The 22489-nt window shown below is 37.3% G+C and carries 14 protein-coding genes, 2 tRNA genes and 1 riboswitch; of the genes, 12 read left to right on the top strand and 4 right to left on the bottom strand.

The window, feature by feature from the left end; all coding sequences use genetic code 11:
• The first annotated feature begins 89 nt into the window (after positions 1-89).
• Together ORI89_RS02370 and ORI89_RS02365 are read left to right on the top strand one after the other, a co-directional pair.
• Positions 90-167: transfer RNA gene (locus ORI89_RS02370), tRNA-Val, on the top strand.
• 7 nt (positions 168-174) lie between these two features.
• A tRNA-Val gene (locus tag ORI89_RS02365) sits at positions 175-249 on the top strand.
• A 135-nt stretch (positions 250-384) separates the two neighbouring features.
• On the opposite strand, the gene ORI89_RS02360 is transcribed toward ORI89_RS02365, so the two are convergent.
• Positions 385-1560: an alpha-hydroxy acid oxidase gene (locus tag ORI89_RS02360; RefSeq protein ID WP_268228818.1), complete on the bottom strand. Its 1176-nt coding sequence runs from the start codon at positions 1558-1560 to the stop codon at positions 385-387.
• A gap of 162 nt (positions 1561-1722) precedes the next feature.
• A riboswitch (SAM riboswitch) is annotated at positions 1723-1825 on the top strand.
• Between the two features lie 71 nt (positions 1826-1896).
• Here ORI89_RS02360 and metE point away from each other — a divergent pair.
• From metE to ORI89_RS02325, 7 genes are all read left to right on the top strand, one after another.
• The gene (gene metE / locus ORI89_RS02355) at positions 1897-4209 is read left to right on the top strand and encodes a 5-methyltetrahydropteroyltriglutamate--homocysteine S-methyltransferase (protein ID WP_268228817.1); all 2313 of its coding nucleotides are present in this window, start codon (positions 1897-1899) and stop codon (positions 4207-4209) included.
• 276 nt (positions 4210-4485) lie between these two features.
• The gene (locus ORI89_RS02350; RefSeq protein WP_268228816.1) at positions 4486-4662 is read left to right on the top strand and encodes a hypothetical protein; all 177 of its coding nucleotides are present in this window, start codon (positions 4486-4488) and stop codon (positions 4660-4662) included.
• A 149-nt stretch (positions 4663-4811) separates the two neighbouring features.
• On the top strand, positions 4812-5144 hold the full coding sequence (locus tag ORI89_RS02345; RefSeq protein ID WP_268228815.1) for a hypothetical protein: 333 nt from the start codon (positions 4812-4814) through the stop codon (positions 5142-5144).
• Positions 5145-5265: 121 nt separating this feature from the next.
• Complete coding sequence (locus ORI89_RS02340; protein WP_268228814.1) at positions 5266-6369, top strand: efflux RND transporter periplasmic adaptor subunit; 1104 nt, start codon at positions 5266-5268, stop codon at positions 6367-6369.
• Between the two features lie 19 nt (positions 6370-6388).
• Positions 6389-10957 carry an efflux RND transporter permease subunit gene (locus ORI89_RS02335; protein ID WP_268228813.1) on the top strand — a complete coding sequence of 1523 codons (4569 nt, stop codon included), beginning with the start codon at positions 6389-6391 and terminating at the stop codon, positions 10955-10957.
• A gap of 409 nt (positions 10958-11366) precedes the next feature.
• Positions 11367-14138, top strand: coding sequence for a DUF6797 domain-containing protein (locus tag ORI89_RS02330; RefSeq protein WP_268228812.1), 2772 nt, complete (start codon positions 11367-11369; stop codon positions 14136-14138).
• A gap of 26 nt (positions 14139-14164) precedes the next feature.
• Entirely contained in the window at positions 14165-15004 is an 840-nt protein-coding gene (locus tag ORI89_RS02325) for a ThuA domain-containing protein (protein WP_268228811.1), read from the top strand.
• A 43-nt stretch (positions 15005-15047) separates the two neighbouring features.
• Here the strand turns inward: ORI89_RS02325 and ORI89_RS02320 are convergent, their stop codons facing one another.
• Both ORI89_RS02320 and ORI89_RS02315 read right to left on the bottom strand, forming a co-directional pair.
• Entirely contained in the window at positions 15048-15734 is a 687-nt protein-coding gene (locus ORI89_RS02320) for a response regulator transcription factor (RefSeq protein ID WP_268228810.1), read from the bottom strand.
• A gap of 32 nt (positions 15735-15766) precedes the next feature.
• Positions 15767-17605 (bottom strand): sensor histidine kinase, encoded by a 1839-nt coding sequence (locus tag ORI89_RS02315; RefSeq protein ID WP_268228809.1) that lies wholly within the window; start codon positions 17603-17605, stop codon positions 15767-15769.
• Between the two features lie 131 nt (positions 17606-17736).
• On the opposite strand from ORI89_RS02315, the gene ORI89_RS02310 reads away from it, so the two are divergent.
• Entirely contained in the window at positions 17737-18144 is a 408-nt protein-coding gene (locus ORI89_RS02310; protein WP_268228808.1) for a hypothetical protein, read from the top strand.
• A gap of 2 nt (positions 18145-18146) precedes the next feature.
• On the opposite strand, the gene ORI89_RS02305 is transcribed toward ORI89_RS02310, so the two are convergent.
• Entirely contained in the window at positions 18147-19112 is a 966-nt protein-coding gene (locus ORI89_RS02305; protein WP_268228807.1) for an isopenicillin N synthase family dioxygenase, read from the bottom strand.
• Positions 19113-19403: 291 nt separating this feature from the next.
• On the opposite strand from ORI89_RS02305, the gene ORI89_RS02300 reads away from it, so the two are divergent.
• Entirely contained in the window at positions 19404-19862 is a 459-nt protein-coding gene (locus ORI89_RS02300) for a MarR family winged helix-turn-helix transcriptional regulator (protein ID WP_268228806.1), read from the top strand.
• Between the two features lie 163 nt (positions 19863-20025).
• Positions 20026-22452 carry a 3-hydroxyacyl-CoA dehydrogenase/enoyl-CoA hydratase family protein gene (locus ORI89_RS02295; protein ID WP_268228805.1) on the top strand — a complete coding sequence of 809 codons (2427 nt, stop codon included), beginning with the start codon at positions 20026-20028 and terminating at the stop codon, positions 22450-22452.
• Positions 22453-22489: the final 37 nt, after the last annotated feature.

The raw sequence follows: 22489 nt of genomic DNA, 5'->3' as shown, positions 1-22489 counted from the left end.
TCGAAATTAACCTCTATATTTGCACACGCAATAAGCAATAAGGCGCGTTTATAAAGCTGGCTTATTTGCAGTTCTTAAAGAATAAAAAAGGAGAATTAGCTCAGCTGGTTCAGAGCATCTGCCTTACAAGCAGAGGGTCACTGGTTCGAATCCAGTATTCTCCACCATTTATTCGGAGGCTTAGCTCAGCTGGTTCAGAGCATCTGCCTTACAAGCAGAGGGTCACTGGTTCGAATCCAGTAGCCTCCACTTTAAAAAGCCTCTTTCAAATGAAGAGGCTTTTTTGTTTCCTATATTTTGCAGAAACACTATCTATATAGTGTAGTGGGGTGATTTCGAAAAAGGGAAGAGCGTATGTTTTCATACGCTCTTCCTTTTTTTAGATTATTTGATAGTAAGAAGGCGTTCGGGAAACCTGTCAATTTTGTCAATTGATAATTGTTGCATTACTTGATAAAGTTGTGCTTTAAATAAGTTCATCGTATGCTCACCACCTTCGTTACCTAGTGCTCCAACACCATACATGAATGGTCGACCCATGAAGTTGAAGGTAGAGCCTACAGCGTGAGCACGAGCTAAATCTACACCTGAGCGAATCCCCCCATCTAACATTATCTTCATTTTTTCATTGTAGTTAGGGTTTGCAGCTAGTCTGATAAGTGAATCTATAGAAGACTCTCCTGCATCTATCTGTCGACCACCATGGTTGGATATGATGACACCGTCTGCACCTAAAGCGATTGCGTCATTCATATCCGCATCAGTAGCTATGCCTTTAAGCACTAGTGGGCCTTTCCATATATCTCTAATTGCTTTTACTTTTTCAAAAGTCACTTTTCCCGTAAAAGTTTTGTTCATAAACTGTCCAAGTTGACTTAAGTCTAGACCTTTTTCCATGTAAGGTTTCAGCGTCGCAAAAGACGGAATGCCGTGGCTAAGTGTTTTTATTCCCCAGGTAGGACGAATCATCGCCTGTATAACATTGGAAATATTCATTTTTGGAGGCATGGAAAGGCCACTCTTTATTTCTCTATAACGTAGTCCGAAAGAAGGTACGTCAACCAAAACAACTAGTACAGGGCATTCTACATCTTTTAAACGCTGGAGTATGTCATTACGTAAGCGATCCTCCGTAGGGTGATAAAGCTGAAACCATGCGGTGCCTTCTGAAACTTGAGCAATCCGCTCAATACTACTTGTTGATACTGTACTCAATATATAGGGCAGCTTTTCTTTAGCGGCAGCTTTGGCAAGTATTTCTGGCGCATTTGGCCACATGAGGCCTTGTAGTCCAATAGGTGATACGCCAAAAGGGGCGCTGTATTCTATGCCAAATAGTTTTGTTGACATATCTATTTCTCCGATTTTTTCTAAATATCGAGGTTGTAGATATATTTTATCGAAATCAGACTCATTGCGCGCTAGATTTAACTCCTCATTTACACCTCCCTCGAGATAATCGAAAGCAAATTTTGGTATCCGTGACTTAGCTTTGTTTTTTAAATCAGCAATTGACGGATATTTTTGATTATAGGGGAATCGTATTATTTTACTGCCCATAATATTTGTAGAATTAGATTTTAGTTGTGCGAATATACTGACAACTACTGAAACTACTGTCCTGATGTATATTTTTTATATATTATAATAATAGAGAAATACCTTTTTAAGGTAACTCATATAAATATTAGTGATTTTAATATTTATTACATATCTTAGCAGCGCTTATAGAGAAAGGCCGAGGGAATAGACCCAATGAAGCCTTAGCAACCTGTCACTTGACAAGGTGCTGCATTCTACTCCGAAAAAAGGAGAAAGATAAGCTGTGATCACTACTTCTGGTGTCCTTTTTCTTCAAGCGATTTTTTTATTGTAAAACAGTTTAATAAAAGAACTATGTTATTAACAAACAATTTAGGCTACCCTCGTGTGGGGGCTTTTCGCGAATTGAAAAAGGCGAATGAAGCGTATTGGGCTAAGAAGATTAGTGCTGATGAGCTATTGGAAGTTGGGGTTAACCTAAGGAAAGAAAATTGGGAAACTCAGAGGTCTGCAGGAATAGACTTGATCCCTTCAAATGATTTTTCTTTTTATGATCAAATCTTAGATTTGACATTAACAGTTGGAGCTATACCAGCGCGTTACCAGTCTTTGTTGGATAAAGCTGACCGTAAGTATAATTTAGACTTATATTTTGCCATGGCCCGTGGCTTTCAGGAAGATGGGGTAGATGTAACAGCAATGGAAATGACAAAGTGGTTTGATACAAATTACCACTATTTAGTTCCTGAGTTCGTTAAAGATCAAGAGTTCAGCTTAACGTCGGAGAAATTTTTGCATGAGTATGAAGAGGCTAAAACATTAGGATTTGAAACAAAACCTGTCTTAGTAGGGCCAATTACCTATTTATTATTAGGGAAAGAAAAAGAAACGGGTTTTGATAGAATTGATCTGATTGATAGATTGCTACCTGTTTATGAGGGGATTTTATCCAAGTTAGCAAGCGCAGGAGCTCAGTATGTACAGATTGACGAACCATTTTTGACATTAGATATTGATCAAAAAACACAAGATCTCTATAAACGAGTATATGCTAGGCTGGCCAAAGTTTCTGATCAATTAAAGTTGATTGTTACAACATATTTTGAGGCACTAAGCAATAATGAAGAAACAGCATTGAACCTACCTGTTCATGCTTTGCACCTAGATCTTGTGCGTGGGGAAAATCAGTTAGATACGGTATTGCCAAAGGTGCCACAGTCTTTAATATTGTCATTAGGCGTAGTGGAGGGTAGGAATATATGGAAGAATGACTATGAGAAATCTTTAACCCAAATAGCGCAAGCGGTAGAAGTGTTGGGTAAGGATCGTGTTTGGGTAGGACCATCCTCATCATTGTTGCATGTTCCTTTTGATTTGGATAATGAGGATAATGAAGAATCTCTTCCTAAGGAAGTGAAAAATTGGTTGGCATTTGCTAAACAAAAGCTACAAGAGATAAAGGATTTGGCAACATTGGCAAATGGAGATGTGGATGAAAAAACGAAACAACGTTTTGAGGCTAATAAACTTGCTGCCGAAAATCGTCGTACATCGACATTGATTCATAAGCCCGCAGTTAAGCAAAGAGTTAGCAATATTACAGATAACGATGCAAAACGTACGTCTGTTTTCGCTCTTCGGAAAGCTGCGCAACAAGCTAAGTTTAATTTGCCAGCATTTGCAACAACTACGATTGGTTCTTTTCCACAAACTAAGGATGTCCGTAAATGGAGAGCAGATCTGAAAAAAGGTAAGATTACGCAAGAAGAATATGATAAAGAAATAGCTGAGGAAACTGAACGTACTATTCGCTTGCAGGAAGACCTCGATATAGATGTATTGGTGCATGGTGAGTTTGAGCGTAATGATATGGTGGAGTATTTTGGAGAACAATTGGCAGGTTATGCATTTACTAAGAATGGATGGGTGCAGTCGTATGGTTCTCGTTGTGTGAAGCCGCCGATTATATATGGAGACGTGTATCGTCCTGCTGATATGACTGTTCGTTGGTCTGCTTATGCGCAATCCTTGACTGAAAGACCGGTAAAAGGAATGTTAACGGGACCCGTTACTATTTTACAATGGTCGTTTGTTCGTAATGATCAACCTCGTGAAACGACAACTTATCAGATTGCCCTAGCTATTTTAGATGAAGTGCAATCATTGGAGAAGGCAGGAATAAAAATTATTCAAATAGATGAACCAGCTATTCGTGAAGGCTTACCGTTGCGGAAAGCAGATCAGAAAAAATACCTTAATTGGGCAGTAAGAGCATTCCGCGTTTCTTCATCAAATGTAGAAGATGATACACAGATTCATACGCATATGTGTTATTCGGAATTTAATGATGTTATAGAGGATATTGCAGCAATGGATGCTGATGTTATTACAATTGAAACATCTCGTTCACAGATGGAGTTGTTAGAGGCTTTTGCTGGAGATTTTAAATATCCAAATGATATAGGTCCTGGTGTCTATGATATACACTCGCCTCGCGTCCCAAGCACAGAAGAAATGGTTAATCTGTTGCGTAAAGCAAAGGAGGTGGTTCCTGCAGAGCAATTGTGGGTTAATCCGGATTGTGGGCTAAAAACCAGAGCATGGCCAGAAACAAAGGCTGCGCTAGAATCTATGGTTGAAGCTGCTAAAATCTTAAGGGCAGATTAAAAATAAAAGAAGCCGGAGAATTTATTCCCCGGCTTCTTTTTGAAAGTGTATGTCACTTAAAGCCGTCAAGAGTTTAGTGTCTGTTTGGTGGAGAGTGTTTTTAATTGTGCTTCTGGGCTTGTTTTAGGGGAGTTACGATAGTTTTATCTGTAGTATTATTATTCCATGAACAAAAAAGAGAAAACGTTGTTTTATTATAAATACGTAGGCAATAAACTGAAAATGTCCAGTAGTCTAAACCTACTATAATAATAGTTGTTAATTAGTTTTGTGTTTATGAAAAAAGCATTCTTTATAACTCTATCTACGTTATTACTTTTAATGTTGACTGGATGCCAAGTTATTGGTGGTATTTTTAAAGCAGGTATGTGGACCGGTTTTATCTTGGTGGCTGCCGTTATAGCAGTGCTTCTTTGGATTCTTCTAAAGATTAGAAAGCGACCACAAGATTAGCAAATAGTGATTATTTTGAAATATTGTGTCGTTTAAAAAATTAATTAACATTTTTTTTACAAAAATGCATTGTTTAGGCAAGTAATGCTTAGTAGCTTTACTGCGGAATGATGCTTAAACTGATTCACTTTTTTGTGTTGCTTTGCTACATGAACATTCTTGCCTATGAAGCAGGAGGGAATACGTATGTAGTGGATCAGGATTCTATTTTGAATGGTGAGTCTATTTTAGAGTTTGTTTTAGACGATGTTTTAGATTTACCGATAAATAAAGAAACCCAAGATGTTGAGATTTTATACGAGGAGTACCGTAGTCATTCCTATCAACATCCTCACTTAGTTCCTGTATTTATTATAGTCTTTGGATTATTACTTGTTTTTAAGTATTTGTCTAATGATCGTAAACACCCATTTTACGATAATAATAAAAAGCAGGTGCTGCTGGGCTATGATACTTTTCTGCATAGGTTCAAACTTTTTTAGAATTTTTCCTAAGAGTTTCCTAATTCATAGGATACTTTCGTTATGTGTAATCAGCTTTTATTAGGTCTATCTTAAGCTGGTTATTTTACTTTTAATCATTTTATTTTAAATAATATAGTGCATGAAATCTATTTCATTGATGTTCGGAGTAGTAGCAATTGGGCTATTTGTGAGCAATTGTACTGTCAAAAGTACGGAGACTAAGGTAGAGACAGCTAGGCAAGTTCCTATTGTAGGTTTAACAGTTATGGATACAACCATATATAAAGAGTATATAGCTGATATACAGGCTTCAAAAAATGTCGAGTTAAGATCTCGCTTAAGTGGTTTTTTAGAGAGAATATATGTAGATGAAGGAGCGACAGTTAGAGCGGGGCAGACGCTATTTAAGCTAAATGATGAAGAATATAAAGCTGATTTTGCTAAAGCAGAAGCGGCATTAAATATTGCTATTGCAGAAGCAAAAAAAGTTGAATTAGAAAAAGAAAGAACAAAGAAGTTAGTAGAGAAGAATATTGTATCAACTACAGAACGCGATTTGATTCAAGTGCAGTATACTGCAGCTTTGTCCAAAGTGGAAGAGGCAAAGGCAGTGCTCAATCAAGCGCGAACAAAACTTGGGCAAACTTCTATTAAGGCACCTTTTGATGGCCGTATTGACCGTATTTTACTAAAAGAAGGATCGTTATTAGAAGAAGGAGCTTTGATTACAAGTATATCTGATTTAAATGCATTGAATGTATATTTTGATATTTCTGAGGCCGAGTATTTGGCTTTAGCAACAGATTCGAATTTCAATGGAAATAGTTTTACAAGAGAGGTCAAGTTAATTTTGGCGAACGGACAGGAGTATGCCCATAAAGCAATTGCTCAAGTCGTAGAAAGTGAATTTCAGCCTACTACTGGTTCTATTTCTTTGCGAGCAAAATTCCCTAATGAATCAAGTTTATTAAAACATGGCGGATCGGGTAAAATCGGCGTTCCTGTTTCTACGGGCAACACGAAGTTTGTTCATCAGAAATCTGTAGTTGAAGTACAGGATAAGGCTTATGTGTATGTTTTAAATGCAGATCAGACAGTCAAGATGCAACCGTTTCGTGCAGGACAACGTGTAGGGCATTATTATATTGTTGAGGATGGTCTTAATGAAAACGATAAGATAGTTTTTGAAGGAGTTCAAGGACTCCGTGATGGAATGAAAGTAACACCAAAGACTCAGAATTAAAAAATTAGGAATTTAGATAATGTTCGAAACATATATTAAAAGACCAGTTTTATCCTTGGTGATTTCTTTATTTATCACCTTGCTAGGACTACTGGCGCTATTTACACTGCCTATTACGCAGTTTCCAGATATTGTGCCGCCTTCAGTTGTCGTTACAGCAAATTATACAGGAGCAAACGCAGAGGTTAGTACGAATGCGGTAGCTATACCTTTAGAACGGGCAATAAATGGTGTTGCTGGCATGACTTCAATGAATACGGTTACAACGAATAACGGTAATACCTTGATTCAGGTTTCATTTAATGTGGGGGTTGACCCCGATATTGCTGCGGTGAACGTACAAAATAGGGTCACTACCGTATTAGATGAGTTGCCAGAAGAAGTGATAAGAGCGGGGGTAACAACCGAAAAAGAGGTGAATAGTATGTTGATGTACTTAAACGTATATACGACAGACGAAACAGCCGATGAACGATTCATCTATAACTTCACGGATATCAACATTCTTAAAGAGTTAAAAAGGATTGAGGGTGTAGGTTTTGCACAAATAATGGGTATGCGTGATTATGCTATGCGTGTTTGGCTGAAGCCCGATAGATTAGCAGCTTATCAAATATCTACTGATGAAGTTATAGAATCTCTACGTCGTCAAAATATAGAGGCTGCACCTGGACAAACAGGTATTAGCTCAGATAAAACAGTTAATATGCAGCAATATGTGTTGCGTTATCCCGGTAAGTTTTCGGAGCCTGACGAATATGCTAACGTACCTATTCGTGCAAATGCGGACGGGTCAATCATTCGGATACGTGATATAGCTGATGTTGAATTTGGTTCGTTGGATTATGAAATGGTGTCTAAAACAGATGGGAGACCTTCTGCATCTATCATGTTGAAACAGTTACCTGGTTCAAACGCACAGGAAGTTATTCAACGGGTGAAAGATCGAATGAACGAGCTAAGTGTTGAAACATTCCCTCCGGGGATGACGTATACTATGGGATACGATGTTTCTCGCTTTTTAGATGCATCTATTTCAAGTGTTGTTATTACGCTTATAGAAGCTTTTATTTTAGTTTTTCTTGTTGTTTTTATTTTCTTACAGGATTTTCGAGCCACTATTATTCCAATTTTAGCAGTGCCTGTAAGTTTGATAGGAGCCTTATTCTTTATGCAGATGATGGGCTTTTCAATTAATCTATTAACGTTATTTGCACTAGTCCTTGCAATTGGTATCGTCGTAGATAATGGTATTGTGGTGGTGGAAGCAGTGTATGCTAAGATGGAAGAAGAACATCTCCCTCCTATGGAAGCAACCCTAGCGGCTATTAAAGAAGTCGGTGCAGCTGTTATTGCCATCACTTTAGTGATGTCTGCCGTATTTGTGCCAGTCGCTTTTTTATCGGGGCCAGTAGGTATTTTTTATCGTCAGTTTTCACTTACACTAGCGTCCGCTATTGTAATATCGGGTATTAATGCATTGACATTAACTCCTGCATTATGTGCGTTAATATTACGATCTCCGCATGATAAGAAAGAATCCAACAGTTGGCTGAGTAAATTTTTTAAGAAATTTAATAGCTCCTACGACAGGACAGCAAATAAATACCGTACTTTCCTAGCGAAAATTGTAGGACGTAGAGTTGTTACTTTGGGATTACTGGCTGTGTTTTTTATAGCCACATGGGGGACAAGCTCCGTTCTGCCTTCAGGATTTATTCCCACTGAGGACCAAGGTATGATTTATGTCAGCGTGACTGCGCCTCCAGGCGCTACAGTAGATCGTACAGAGCGCGTTTTAGATGAGGTGGATGAAATTTCAAGAGGTTTAGAGCCTGTCGAGACTGTCTCTACTTTAGCAGGCTATAGTATTATGACGGAAGTTTCAGGGGCATCCTATGGAATGGGGATGATCAACTTGAAAGCTTGGAATGAGCGTTCACAGAGTGCTGACGATATAATGAACGATCTACGTGAGAAAACGGCACATATTGCTGATGCTGAGATAGAGTTTTTTCTTCCACCTACAGTGCCAGGATTTGGAAACGCTTCAGGTTTTGAACTGAGGTTGTTAGACAGGACAGGAAGTGAAGATTTAAATCAAACTGCAGCTGTTCTGCAGCAGTTCATGGACGATTTAAATAATTCGGAAGCAATTGAGAGTGTTTCTTCAAGTTTCGACGTCAGTTTTCCTCAGTATATGCTGGAAATAGACTACGATATGGCCGCAAAGAAAGGAGTATCGGTTGAAAATGCAATGAATACTTTGCAAACATTGATGGGGAGTTTTTATGCGACGAATTTTATACGTTATGGGCAAATGTATAAAGTGATGGTGCAGGCAGATCCACATTATCGACAGAAACCTGAAGATGTCTTGAATCTTTTTGTGAAAACTAAAGAGGGAGAGATGATTCCGTATTCATCATTTATACAAATGAAACGTATATACGGCCCTGAACAAATCACACGTTATAATATGTTTACATCTGCGATGCTTAATGGACAACCGGCTCTTGGTTACAGTACAGGACAGGCTATCGAGACTGTTCAAAAATTAGCTGAAAATTTACCGCAAGGTTATGCAATTGAATGGGCAGGGATGACAAGAGAACAGGTGATCTCTGGAAATCAAGCAATTTATATTTTTGCATTGTGTTTGGTCTTTGTATATCTTTTGTTAGCAGCGCAGTATGAAAGTTTCTTGTTGCCGTTGCCAGTAATCTTATGTTTACCGGCAGGAGTTTTTGGTTCTTTTTTATTCTTAAAGCTATTTGGTTTAGAGAATAATATCTACGCACAGGTAGCGTTGGTTATGCTTATCGGCTTACTAGGTAAAAATGCTATTTTGATTGTTGAGTATGCTGTCTTAAAGCAAAAGCAAGGTATGAACATTGTTCAGGCATCTATAGAAGGAGCATATGCGCGACTACGTCCTATTTTAATGACCTCTTTTGCCTTTATCGCAGGTTTAATACCTTTAATGTTAGCATCTGGTGCAGGCGCTATTGGGAATAGAACAATTGGTACAGCATCTGTAGGAGGAATGTTGATAGGTACTATATTAGGTGTAATTATTATTCCAGGACTTTATGTGCTGTTCTCAAAACAAAATAATAAAAAAGGGAGTAAAGGTGTAAAAGTTGTTGCTTCTCTACTGTTATTGTCTACAGTCGTATCGTGTAGCGTACCGAAGAAATTAGAAAAACAGCAACACAAGGCCTTACCAGATAATTTTGTTAATAATCAAACAGCTCATGAGCAAGAAAGTGTTTCACTGGCAAATCAAAAGTGGCAAGATTTGTTTACCGACCCAGGATTAAGGTTGTTGGTAGATTCTGCATTAATTTATAATTATGACTTGCAACAGGCTGTTAAACGGATTGAAATAGCCCAGGCTAGCTTTAAACAGCGAAAAGCAGCCTTGTTACCTAACTTGGATTTAGCTGCGGAGGCTGGCTTGCAAAAATATGGTTTTTATACAGAATCAGGAATCGGGAATTATGACGCCAAATTTTCGGAGAATTTAAAAGAAGATGAACGTATTCCTGACCCTGCTATCCCTGACTATTTTGTCGGAGTTAGAGCGTCATGGGAATTAGACTTATGGGGGAAAATTAAAAGTCAACGTAATGCAGCTTTCAATACTTTGCTAGCAGAGAATGAGGCAAGGCGGTTAATCGAGACGGAATTGGTTAGTAATATTGCGTCTGCTTATTATGAGTTAATTAGCTTGGATGCAAAGATTAAAGTGTTTGATAATAATATAACTCTAAACGAGAGGGCTCTTGAAATTACAGAATTACAGAAAGAAGCAGGTCGATCTTCTCAATTGGGAGTCCAACAATTTAAGGGATTGTTAGCAAATGCAAAAGCGGAACGGGAAAAAGTAAAACAAGAGATCAGTATACTAGAACAGCATATTAATTTTTTGACTGGAAAATTTGACGGAGATATTGAACGAACCAGTGTTGATAACTTTGAGCATACTGTTTTGTTTAATAAATTAGAGTTGGGGACGCCTTTTGAAATGTTAGGACTTCGTCCCGATGTGCGGCAAGCTTCTTTTAACCTTATCGCAGCAGAACAAGATGTAAAGGCATCACGCGCCTCTTTTTTACCATCGATTGTTCTTTCACCATATTTAGGTCTGCAAAGCTTTAGTTTCGATAAGTTAGTTAATTTAGATAAATCTGTAACTTATGGTGTATTGGGAGGCGTAACTGCGCCGATACTAAATCAGCGTCAACTGAAGTCACAACATGAAACGTATAAAGCAATGTATGGACTGAATTTTCTTGCTTATGAAAAGGCAGTTCTTAATGCGTACAGTGAGGTGACAAGTGCAGTTAAAACGCAAGAACATATTAGCAATAGGGCACAGTTTATTGCTGAACAAGTAGATGCATTGAGCGGTGCTGTTGATGCGGCAAGTGAATTGTTTATAGCGGGAAGGGTGTCGTACTTGGAGATAATTACCGCGCAAAAGGATGCGGTAGCAGCTCAAATTGATGAAGTCGAAATACAAAAAGAACGCTTGATTAATCAAATCGTAATTTATAAAGCTCTGGGGGGAGGCTGGAATTAGGTTTTTAACTATTTAGCAATAGATTTGTTGTCAAATTGATAGGGTAAAAGGATCGAAGTCTTAATGATTTTGGTCCTTTTATTTTAAAAGGATAGATTCGAAAAACTACTTGATTTTTTAGGATACTACGACGCTAGTTTCTGGAAAAACTCTATGTTTAAGTGCATGTTGAATATAAAAAGCTCAAACGTTTTCGCTTATTGTGCAAACGTTTGTTTGCTTTTTACTTTATATTTACAGATTAAATATTTGCATTTTTAAATAATTAACCCAACAGCTGGGTTCCCTAGATAAGTTGGTACCCTTGTGATTTATTTTAAGCTTTAAGAAGATCTATTAATGTTTTAAGTAGTTAAAAAATAATAGAATCTTGAAACTTGTATAGATTTAATATTTTAATCAAATTGTAATGATAGCAAAATGTCGTTTTGTTTTTTTGAGTTTTTTGTTTTTCTTACTGATACAGAGCTGTCAAGAAGAAATAAATATAATAAGCTCGGTTGATTATGACAGTTTAGAGTTTAACGACTTTGTGGAACCGGAATTTCCTTTTATTAATACATCACTTGACCTGCGTAATCTTGGAGAACAGTTTCCTAAGATAAACTATTCTTCTAGAGCAACTGCGATACAGTTAGGTAATCAATCTTATATGGCTTTTGATCCAGATTTACTTCGCTGGTCGGCTGTATGGACAGGAGGCTTTGTAAGTATGACAGGTGTAGCCCAAGTATCGTATAAAGATTTTTTCAACAAAAATGATAGCTTTCCCCGTATATTAGGTGAGCCGATGGTTGTTTCGGGGTTGTATCCAGGTTGGACTTCTTATTTTCCAAATTTTAAAGATGTAAGAACAGAAATCACAGAAGCTGACTCCTTGATTTGGGGACCTTTAAATAAAGAGTATGGTCGTTATCAGGGAATGTATACAGTTGATGATAGAGTAGTGGTTAGTTATTTAGTGAATGAAACACAAGTTTATGATTCGCCCACAAGTAAAGTGTTGGATGGTGACACAGTGCTCACAAGAACAATTCGGATAGAAAACCATAAAGACACTTTGTACACTGTTTTAGCAGAGATGTCTGATAAACATTTTTTAAAGGAGGAGGATGGAGTTGTTTATATTCATAATCCAAATAAGAAAAATGAAGTAACTGCTATCAGTTCAAATTCTTTGAAAATGAACACACATAAAGTTCATATTGTAAAGGAGAGATTTGTTGTTCTATCTGCTTACCCTACAGATGAGACTTCAGATATGCAAGTTTCTTTTTGGAAAGGTGATTCAGAGAAAAGTGAAAAAATTATTGCTAAAACAAGAATCCAAAAGATAGAGTTCCCAAATTTTAAAAAAGGAGGGAATAAATATTGGAAGGATGTGGTTTATACAAAAGGAATGAAAGCTCCTGATTCAGCAGCTTATGTGGTAGACCAATTAACACTGCCGATGCCAAACCCTTGGAAAAGGAATGTGAGAGCCGCTGATATTGCGTTTTTCAAAGATGGACGAGCAGCTTTGTTGACTTTTTCTGGAGACGTGTGGATTATTGATAATATCAATGATGATCTTAGTAAATTAAAGTGGACACGATATGCATCAGGATTTTATGAAGCTATGAGTGTGAAAGTTCATGAAGAGCAGGTATACGTTTTTGGAAGAGAAGGAATTGTTCGTTTGCTTGATTTGAATAATGATGGAAATGCTGATTATTATGAGAATGTTTCTGCTGGTATTATTCAGTCAATGGACTCAAGAGAATGGGCCGCCGACATGGTTATAGCTAAGGATGGTTCTATGTATTTGGCGAAAGGTGGGGGAACTTTAGCTCCAGCTTTTAAATCAATAGCTGAAAAGTCGCCGAAAGGATATAGAGCTAGTACAGTACAGGCAGGAACTATTTTGAAAATTAGTCCTGATGGCGAAACAACGGAAGTGTATGCGACAGGACTAAGGGCTCCTTATATAGGCTTTGATGTAGAAAGTGAATTTTTAACAGCTTCAGACCAACAGGGTAATTATGTTCCTGCTACCCCGATCTATCATATCGAAAAAGACGATTATTTTGGGGTGCCACCTGCTGCTCACGGCCACCCGGTCGATTATATTAAACGACCTTTAGTTTGGATACCGCATCGTATAGATCGCTCGAGCATAAGTCAACTGTGGTTACGTACAGAAAAAATGGGACCTCTTAATAATTCCATGATTCATTTTTCTTTTGGTAGACCTGGGCTTTTCTCTGTATTATTAGATAAACATTCTAAAGTAGGGCAGGCAGGGGTGTCATTAATTGAAGCTGATTACCCTTCGCCAGTATTAAAAGGAGCTGTTCATCCCAAAGATGGTCAGGTTTATATTGCAGGTTTTAATTTATGGGGCTCTAATTCTCAGGGTATCAGTTCAGTTACAAGGATGAGATACACCGGTAAACCATATCTGAAGCCTATAAGCTTTCAAGTAGGGGAACAAGGGCTTGTGCTTTCTTTTACAGAAAAGCTAGATAGAAAAGCAGTTGTTGATTTGGCCAGTTTTAAGGTGAAAAGATGGAACTATGAACGTACGGATAAATATGGTTCAGGGCATTTTAAGCTTGATGGTACGGCAGGAGAGGAAAGCTTACCTGTGCTTAAAAGCTACTTAAGTAAAGATGAGAAGTCTGTACTATTAATTTTGCCTAATATGACCGAGGTTATGCAAATGGAATTAGTTTATAATTTTCTTACTGCTTCCGGTCAACCTGTGAAAGGAGAGTTCCATTTCACAGTAAATGATTTGTCTGCGTTATCCTTTGATCAGTTAGGTTTTCAAGATGTGAAAATAGCAAAGAATGACTTGCAGCTTACTTCCGAGGAGCTTCTCTCACTACAAACTAATAAAGATAGTGCTTCGATTGAACTGGGAGCATTGCTCTTTGATAAATTTGCTTGTAAGGGATGCCATTCTATCGGAACATCTACAGAAGGAATGTATGGACCTCCTCTCAAAGGAATCTTTGGTTCTTCTCGTCAATTCATAGGTGGTGCAAAATTGACTGTTGATGATAATTATTTAAAGGAGTCTATCCTTGACCCCAAGGCAAAAATCGTTGAAGGCTACGGTGAAGAAATGCCTTCCTACTCAGGAGTTTTACTCGATAATGAGGTGCAATCACTTGTTTTATATTTAAAGAGTCTTTAATTATGTGTTTTTTTAAAATAAATAGTGTGATCAGAATTGTTTTTTTATTTGTGTTTGTGTGTAGTGCTAAGCTACTTGTTGCAGATAGCCCGCACTCTCCCTTAATGGGAAAAAAAGTTTTAGTATACACAAAAAACGGGGAAGGTTTTGTTCATGATAATTTGAAGGAATCTGCGGATGCTATCGTTAAGATGGGGAAAGAAGTTGGTTTTGAGGTAGATGTCTATATGGAAAACTCGACAGAGTTATTTACAGATGAACACCTGTCTAATTATAATCTTGTAGTTTTTGCAAATACAAATAATGAAGTTTTCAACTCTAACGAGCAGCGGTTGGCATTTCGTAAATTTATTCAGGCCGGAGGAGGTATTGTAGGGATACATTCTATTCTAGGGACAGAAAGAAAATGGCCATGGTTTAATAAACTTATAGGGGGAAGTTTTGTCTGGCATCCTAAAAAGCAAGATCTTTATCTAATTAAAATTAAAGAGCATGAGAGCACCTCTCAAATACCAACAATATGGCAGTGGGAAGATGAATGCTATTTTTCAAGAGAATATTATGCAGGTATTGATGTTGCTATTGTCGCTGATCTTGATAAAATTGATCAAGCAGATCAACAAAGTGTTGAAAAACACAAAACAAGTTATGGTACTTTACACCCTGTAGTGTGGTCACAAAAGTTTGATGGGGGCACTTCATGGGTTACTACTTTAGGGCATAATAAAGAAGCATATTCAGACCCATTATTCTTAAAACATTTATTAGGGGGTATGGAGTTTGTAGCGAAGAACATTACTGATCTTGACTATACAAAAGCATATGTAGAGGAGTTTAATGAAGAAGTCCGTTATGATTTCTTTTAAAAGTAGGAGGGGGTAGAGCTTCTGCCCCTCCTGTTGTCTTTTGTTAACTCACCAGAAGTTTGTAGCCTTTTCCATGAACATTTACTATCTCTACGTTGGGATCTTCTTTTAAGTACTTTCTTAATTTACTTAGGAAGACATCCATGCTACGCCCTGTAAAGTAATTGTCATCATGCCATATTTTTATTAAGGCCTCTTCTCTAGTGAGTACATCATTTTTGTTGAGGCATAACAATCTAAGAAGTTCAGCTTCTTTTGTTGAAAGCTTTTGCTGCTGACCTTTGAATGATATAATTTGACTGGTATAATCGAAAAAATAACCTCCTATCTCAAACTTATCAGCTAACTCTTCCTGCTTGTCGTTAGCAACGCGTTTTAATAGGGCATTGATACGTAACAGAAGTTCTTCTACACGGAAGGGCTTTGTAATATAATCATCGCCGCCCAGTTCAAATGCCTGTGTCTTATCCTCCATCATTCCTTTTGCTGTTGCATATATGATAGGAATGGTTTTGTTCATTTTTCTAATATCTTTTCCTAGCGAAAAGCCATCTTTCTTTGGCATCATGACATCAAAGATGCAAAGGTCATAGCTATCTTTCCGAAATGCACTTAAGGCTTCTTCACCGTCTTGGCATAAGGTTACATCGAATTTCCCTTTAAGTTCCAGGTAATCTTTTAAAAGTTCACCTAAATTGGGATCGTCCTCTGCTAATAATATTTTTTGCATATGAATAATCAGTTTTTTAGTAATAATTAATATTATGAGGTTTTTAGAGGGAAAACTAGTTCAAATATTGTGCCCTTGTCTTTTTCACTCTTAACATATATCTTCCCGTTTAAACGTTTAACAATATCGTTTACATAGCTTAACCCAAGCCCAAATCCTTTTACATTATGTATATTACCTGTTGGTATACGGTAGAATTGGTCGAATATTTTTTCTTTTTGATCTTTTGTCATACCCATGCCCTTATCGGCTATTGTGACCACAACATGACCTTTTGAGTTATATGTTTTTACTGTAATATCTGGAGCACTCGGGCTGTATTTTATTGCATTATCAACGAGATTAAAAAAAACATTTGCTAAATGCAGTTCATCACCAATGACAATATCTCTTTTTGCAGAAATATCAGTTGTCAGTGTACCTTCCGCTTTTTGCAATTGTAACTGCATACTTTCTAGTACACCTGATATTAGCGTGTTAATGTGAACGTTTACCTTTTCAATTTTTAAGTTTTCTCTTTCTAGACGAGCTATGTTAAGTACACGTTCGATGTGATTGCCCAGCCGAACATTTTCATCATAAATGATATTTGCCAATCGATTCACTCGTTTTTCATCTGAGGATATCTCGGGATCACGTAATGATTCACTTGCAATCATGATAGTAGCTACGGGTGTTTTAAACTCATGAGTCATATTATTCATGAAGTCAGTTTTCATTTCTGAAATCTTTTTTTGTCGAAAAATAATAGTCAATGTATAACCAAATGCACTGATCAGTAAAGCTAAAAGCGCTATCATAGGTAGTAGCAAATAGCTCATATTATCACGCATGACTGCTGATTTTGGAAAGTAAACCGACAATTGACCAGGTGTGCGTCCAAGATCGTTTTCAAATAGTTTTGTACTATAACGTGCGAACTTGTTTTTACTGTCCGGCCCTTCGTTTTTTAAAGTTTCATAGATAATATAGCTTTGATCATCACGCACCTCGATATTAAATGCAGTGTTGATCTCTCTCTTTGACAATTCGTTTTGAAGTTCATTTTTTACATACGTGAAATTTACACGTTCCCGGAAAGGACGTTTTACCAACTGCATGCTGAATTCTACGTTTTTTAAAATATCTGCATTTTTACCCCCGATAATAGCCAGTGTATCAAATAAAGTTGAAGCTGAGGCTAGCTTTCTACTGTTTAGGTCTACCAGCTGTTTTTCGAGATTATGTAACTGAAAAGCAATTTCCGCATTGATTTTTGGTGCCAATGTCGCTGTTTGTATTGCGGTAACTTGTCCATGTAAAAAATGAGGTATTATAAATCGTGTACTATCATCCTTACTGGGAACAATAGGTATTTGTCGAGTAGCAGATAACTCGATGTCAGTTTCGAAATATCCTCCCCCAATGTAGTTGTTGATGACGTTGAAATCAATAAGCTCCTGATATCTTTTCCTTCTTACATAGGTTTCGTAGAATGAGTTATTGACCGGAATTGCATTTGGAAAATGTGCCTTTAAATTCTCTTGCTGATCCTTATATTGTTGCTGGTGCTCAAATTGCTTTATTTGAAGCGTTTTTATTTTTTCCTGTATATGCAATTGTTCTGCTAGAAGCTGTTCCTTATGTTTTTGTATCGCTTGGTCAGCTTCATGTTTTTTTTGATTTATTCGATCCTGCTCCCTCGCAAAATCAATAATTTCCCGTTTCTCTATGTTAGAGGCAACACTAGTTAAAGAAGCTTTAACTGCTTCATCGAATAACTGCGACTTTTGTTTATATGATTCTCGTACAAAGTAGTATTGCATCGCCATAACACCAATAAGGGCTATGGACATTAACCAAATAATTAAAGGTATACTACGCTTTTCCATTTATACAAAAATAGTGATGCTAAAGGTTTAAAATGCTCATTTAACACAATTTAACAGGAGTTGTAGTCGTAAATACTAAAAAAACAACTACTTTTATAATAGCAAAAAACGGTTTAAATTATTAATTTGTCATGAAGTCAAGCTTGTTTCTCTTCTTATGTTTGTTTTTGTTTGTAGCTCAAGCGCAAGATAGTAAAAGCTTAGTAAAGAGCAAGGACCTCATACTAACTTACTCTAAACTTTTTGATAAAGCCCAAAGTAAAGGCAGCATTGATACTGTAATTACTGTAAAGCCGCAAGATGGAACTCGCTTGTTAAGGTCTCCCAGTAATCTTTTCGTTTATGGTGGTGCAATAGAGATACCAAATCATAATCCACATTTACCTTATCAACCGCTTCCGGTACTGAAATTAAGTGGGAAAAGAAATGCTCCTATGGCCGGTACGGCTCCTCTCGATTCTCTTGAGAAAAAAAAGACGATAAAAGATGAACAGATAGCGCCTGAGGTTTTACGGATCCAAGTGTTCCCTGCTAAGTAATATTACATTTTTAAGCCGATTTCACGAAGACGTTCGTCTAAATATTGACCTGCGGTATAGTCTGTGTATTTTTTCGGATTTTCGGAAGATATGCAGCAGGCTAGGCTAGCGAGACTCATAGATGCTTTCGGGTGAAGAAAAAAAGGTACAGAATACCGTGATGTGTTCAATAATGTGCTTGGCGGATTCACTACACGATGAGTGGTCGATTTTAATTTGTTGTTGGTAAGCCGCTGTAGCATGTCGCCCACATTTACAACAATATCTTCTCCCTTTGCTTTTATCGCTAACCATTCTCCGTTCTTTGTTAAAACTTCTAAACCATCGGCACTAGCTCCTATAAGTAATGTAATGAGGTTTATATCTTCATGCGCACCCGCTCGGACAGCGTCGGAAGGTAAGGAGTCTGTTTTTTGAATAGGAAAATAGTGTATAGCTCGTAATATCGAGTTGCCGTTGATAACATGTTGCTCAAAAAAATTGCGATCCAATTTTAAATACTCAGCAATTGCCTTTAATAACTCTCTTCCTATATCTTCTAATTTTTTGTAGATATCACCTGTTACACGGTCGAAACCTTCTATTTCTTTTACATTTATATTATCTGGAAACTCTTTTTTTGAATATTCTTCTCCCATAATTGTTTGCCCTCTTTGCCAAAATTCTTTTAAGTCGGGGGCGTGTGCTCCCTTGGCCTTTTCTCTCCCTTTAGATGTATAGCCCCGCTGACCGGAAAGCTCTGGGATTTGATATTTGGTCTTAACTGTGTCTGGTAGATCAAAAAAAGATTTTACAAGTTGATATAAATCTTTAATTAAACCGTTATCCAATCCGTGATTCGTGATTGTAATAAAGCCAATTTCATTAAAAGCTTTGCCTATAGATTCTACAAACTCCTGACGTTCAAGAGGCCCTCCTTTAGTGTACTTTGTGAGGTCTAATCTGGGAATACTTATTTTCTCCTGCATGTGCTATAGCTTTAATCAAGTTGAAATTATGATAGAATTCGTGTTTTAATGTAAAGATATCGAAATCAAGGATATTTTGAAACACCTTTGCTTTAGTAAATGTCTAAATACAGTATATGAAGGAGCTGCTTTTGAAGAGCAAGAAAGTATTAGGTTAAATAGTAGTAATAGCTAATATGTAATTTCTTTTTGGTTTTAACGTTGTATGATAAAAAATACAAAAGAGTTTGTATTGGTGTAAGATAACTACTATATTTGTTATGCTTGCATAGTAAATTGCAGGATATGATTATGAGCCAAGAAAATACTATTGATTACTTTTTAAAGACAAGTTGGCAAGCTGTTGCTAATAAGTATAATGTTATAGCGTCGCAGTTTGGGTTTACACAAGCTGCGGGGTATATTTTAATTAATATACATAAAGAAGGGACATCTGTTTCGCAGATTGCTAATTCAACAGGTGTAAAGGCTACTTCTTTATCGCGTGTGTTGAATAACCTCGAATCTTTAGGGTTTATATATAGAGAGGTTAATACGGCAGATAAAAGATCCGTGAAAGTTTACCTAACAGAGTTAGGTAGGGAAAAACGGAAAGTTGCAAAAGATGTAGTTCGCGAGTTCAATGAGCACTTGGAAGCTCAATTGACAGAAAGGGAAAGAAAGCAATTTATTAAACTCTTACAAAAAGTAAATGAAGTAGCGGCAAACTATGTGCCTACTATAAACGTTGAAGTAGAAGAAAGTTTATAGTTATATAAACTACAGCTCTAGTGGCTATAGACTTGACAGTTTGAGGTAGATGAGCGGATACATTAGGAATTAAATTTTACACATATGAAATGCTCTTGTAGTACAGGTGATACAACCACATATGAGTATTCCATATGACGGATAATAGATAAATTATTTACATATGAATAGAAGTATTAAAAGAGTAGCTGTTTTAGGATCAGGTGTCATGGGATCTAGAATTGCTTGTCACTTTGCTAATATCGGTGTTGAGGTTTTATTATTGGATATTGTGCCGAAAGAACTTCTGCCTGTAGAGAAGGCAAAAGGACTAACTTTAGAAAGCACTGTTGTGCGAAACAGAATTGTAAATGGCTCGTTAGAGACGGCTTTGAAGACTAACCCTTCTCCTATATTTAGCAAATCATATGTTTCTCGCATTAAAACAGGAAACTTTGATGATAATTTGAAGGATATTGGTGGTTGTGATTGGGTAATAGAAGTTGTAGTTGAACGTTTAGACATTAAAAAGGACGTGTTTTCACAAGTAGAAAAATATCGAAAGCCCGGCACATTAATTACTTCTAACACATCGGGTATCCCTATACATTTAATGACCGAAGGACGCTCTGAAGATTTTAAAGCGCATTTTTGCGGTACACATTTTTTTAACCCTCCTCGTTATTTAGAACTCCTTGAAATCATTCCAACAACTGATACAAAGCCTGAGGTTATTGATTTTATAACCGGATTTGGAGATAAGATGTTGGGCAAATCTGTCGTACTTTGTAAAGACACTCCTGCCTTTATTGGGAACAGAATCGGAGTATACTCTATGCTATCTATTACACATCTTGTTGAGCAAATGGGCATGTCAGTCGAAGAAGTCGATAAGTATACAGGGCCAGCCATGGGACACCCTAAATCGGCCACTTTTCGTACAGCTGATGTGGTAGGTCTGGATACTTTGGTCAATGTCGCGAACGGGTTGCTTCAGAATGCACCTAAAGATGAAGCTAGAGAGGTTTTTAAATTGCCAGCATACTTGATGGCTATGGTAAACAATAAATGGCTGGGTGAGAAAAGTAAACAGGGATTTTATAAAAAGACTAAAGATGATCAGGGTAAAACAGCTATCCTATCTTTGGATTTAAAAACTTTAGAATATAAAGAGCAGTCGAGAGTTAAGTCTGCGACTTTAGAAGCAACAAAGCTAGTGGAGGACATTCATAAACGAATGAAAGTTTATGAGGAAGGTAAAGATATGGCGGGACAGTTTTTTAGAGCGATGCACTACCCGCTATTCGAATATGTTTCTCGTCGCGTACCCGAAATAACAGATGATTTTTATCGTATTGATGACGCTATGCGTGCCGGCTTTGGATGGGAACTGGGTCCATTTGAAGTATGGGATGCATTAAATGTTAGAGAAACGCTAGCGAAAATAAAAAAGGAAGAAAAAAGATTGCCAGGGCAGACTGGAGAAGTCGCCCAATGGGTCTTGGATATGCTTGACGCTGGCTGTGAGTCATTTTATAAAATAGAAAATGGTATAAAGCATTTCTATGATATTAAGACTAAAACATATATACCGATACCAGGTGCTGAAGACCTCATTGTATTAGATAACATTAGGAATACTAAAACTATATGGAAAAACTCGGGAGTCACAATCTTAGATTTAGGGGATGGAATCATAAACTGTGAGTTTCATACAAAGATGAATACTATTGGAGGTGATGTTATTCAGGGGATTAATAAAGCCATTGATTTGGCAGAAAAAGAATATCGAGGATTGGTTATAACAAACGATGGTAAAAACTTTTCTGCCGGAGCAAACATAGGAATGATTTTCATGATGGCGGTTGAGCAAGATTATGACGAGCTTAATATGGCTGTTCGTATGTTTCAGAATACTTCAATGCGCATACGCTATTCTTCAATTCCGGTAGTAGTGGCTCCATTTCAGCTCACACTAGGTGGGGGATGTGAATTCTCTATGCATGCTGACTTTGTACAACTCCATGCAGAAACTTATATGGGGCTTGTTGAATTCGGTGTCGGTGTTATTCCGGGTGGAGGGGGCTCAAAAGAATTTGCATTGAGAGCCTCCGATGAATATAAGGACGGACAGATTACACAAAATATACTGCGCGATAAATTCTTGACTATTGGACAGGCGAAAGTGTCCACATCTGCCGTAGAAGCTGCGGAATTGGGATACTTAAAAGAGGGCAAGTATGAGATAACAATGAATCGTAAACGTCTGCTGATGGATGCTAAAGCCAAAGCTTTAGAGTTGGCTAATGCAGGTTATGTACAACCTGTGCCAAGAAATGATATTCAAGTTTTAGGAAATGATGGTTTGGGGATAGTTTACGTAGGAGCTTCGTCCATGCATGCTGGTAATTATATTTCAGCTCACGATAGGAAAATTTCAGAAAAATTAGGATGGGTAATGTGTGGGGGAGATCTATCTGCGCCGACTCTTGTCTCAGAACAATATTTGTTGGATATGGAAAGGAAAGCTTTTCTAGAACTGTGTGCAGAACGAAAAACATTGGAACGTATTCAACATATGTTAACCAAAGGGAAACCTCTTAGAAACTAATCCGCTGAATCAGAATAATTATTCAATTAGCTGGTAA

The sequence above is a fragment of the Sphingobacterium sp. UT-1RO-CII-1 genome (assembly GCF_026711005.1).
Lineage (GTDB): Bacteria > Bacteroidota > Bacteroidia > Sphingobacteriales > Sphingobacteriaceae > Sphingobacterium.
Note: the sequence above shows the minus strand (reverse complement) of the source record. Positions and strands in the feature narration are given on the sequence as shown.

Coding starts and splice junctions, on each gene's coding strand:
- ORI89_RS02305 (WP_268228807.1), bottom strand. CDS start 19,112: ATGCAGGAGAAAATAAGTATTCCCAGATTAGACCTCACAAAGTACACT.
- ORI89_RS02335 (WP_268228813.1), top strand. CDS start 6,389: ATGTTCGAAACATATATTAAAAGACCAGTTTTATCCTTGGTGATTTCT.
- ORI89_RS02360 (WP_268228818.1), bottom strand. CDS start 1,560: ATGGGCAGTAAAATAATACGATTCCCCTATAATCAAAAATATCCGTCA.
- ORI89_RS02300 (WP_268228806.1), top strand. CDS start 19,404: ATGAGCCAAGAAAATACTATTGATTACTTTTTAAAGACAAGTTGGCAA.
- ORI89_RS02345 (WP_268228815.1), top strand. CDS start 4,812: ATGAACATTCTTGCCTATGAAGCAGGAGGGAATACGTATGTAGTGGAT.
- ORI89_RS02315 (WP_268228809.1), bottom strand. CDS start 17,605: ATGGAAAAGCGTAGTATACCTTTAATTATTTGGTTAATGTCCATAGCC.
- metE (WP_268228817.1), top strand. CDS start 1,897: ATGTTATTAACAAACAATTTAGGCTACCCTCGTGTGGGGGCTTTTCGC.
- ORI89_RS02330 (WP_268228812.1), top strand. CDS start 11,367: ATGATAGCAAAATGTCGTTTTGTTTTTTTGAGTTTTTTGTTTTTCTTA.
- ORI89_RS02350 (WP_268228816.1), top strand. CDS start 4,486: ATGAAAAAAGCATTCTTTATAACTCTATCTACGTTATTACTTTTAATG.
- ORI89_RS02295 (WP_268228805.1), top strand. CDS start 20,026: ATGAATAGAAGTATTAAAAGAGTAGCTGTTTTAGGATCAGGTGTCATG.
- ORI89_RS02340 (WP_268228814.1), top strand. CDS start 5,266: ATGAAATCTATTTCATTGATGTTCGGAGTAGTAGCAATTGGGCTATTT.
- ORI89_RS02320 (WP_268228810.1), bottom strand. CDS start 15,734: ATGCAAAAAATATTATTAGCAGAGGACGATCCCAATTTAGGTGAACTT.
- ORI89_RS02310 (WP_268228808.1), top strand. CDS start 17,737: ATGAAGTCAAGCTTGTTTCTCTTCTTATGTTTGTTTTTGTTTGTAGCT.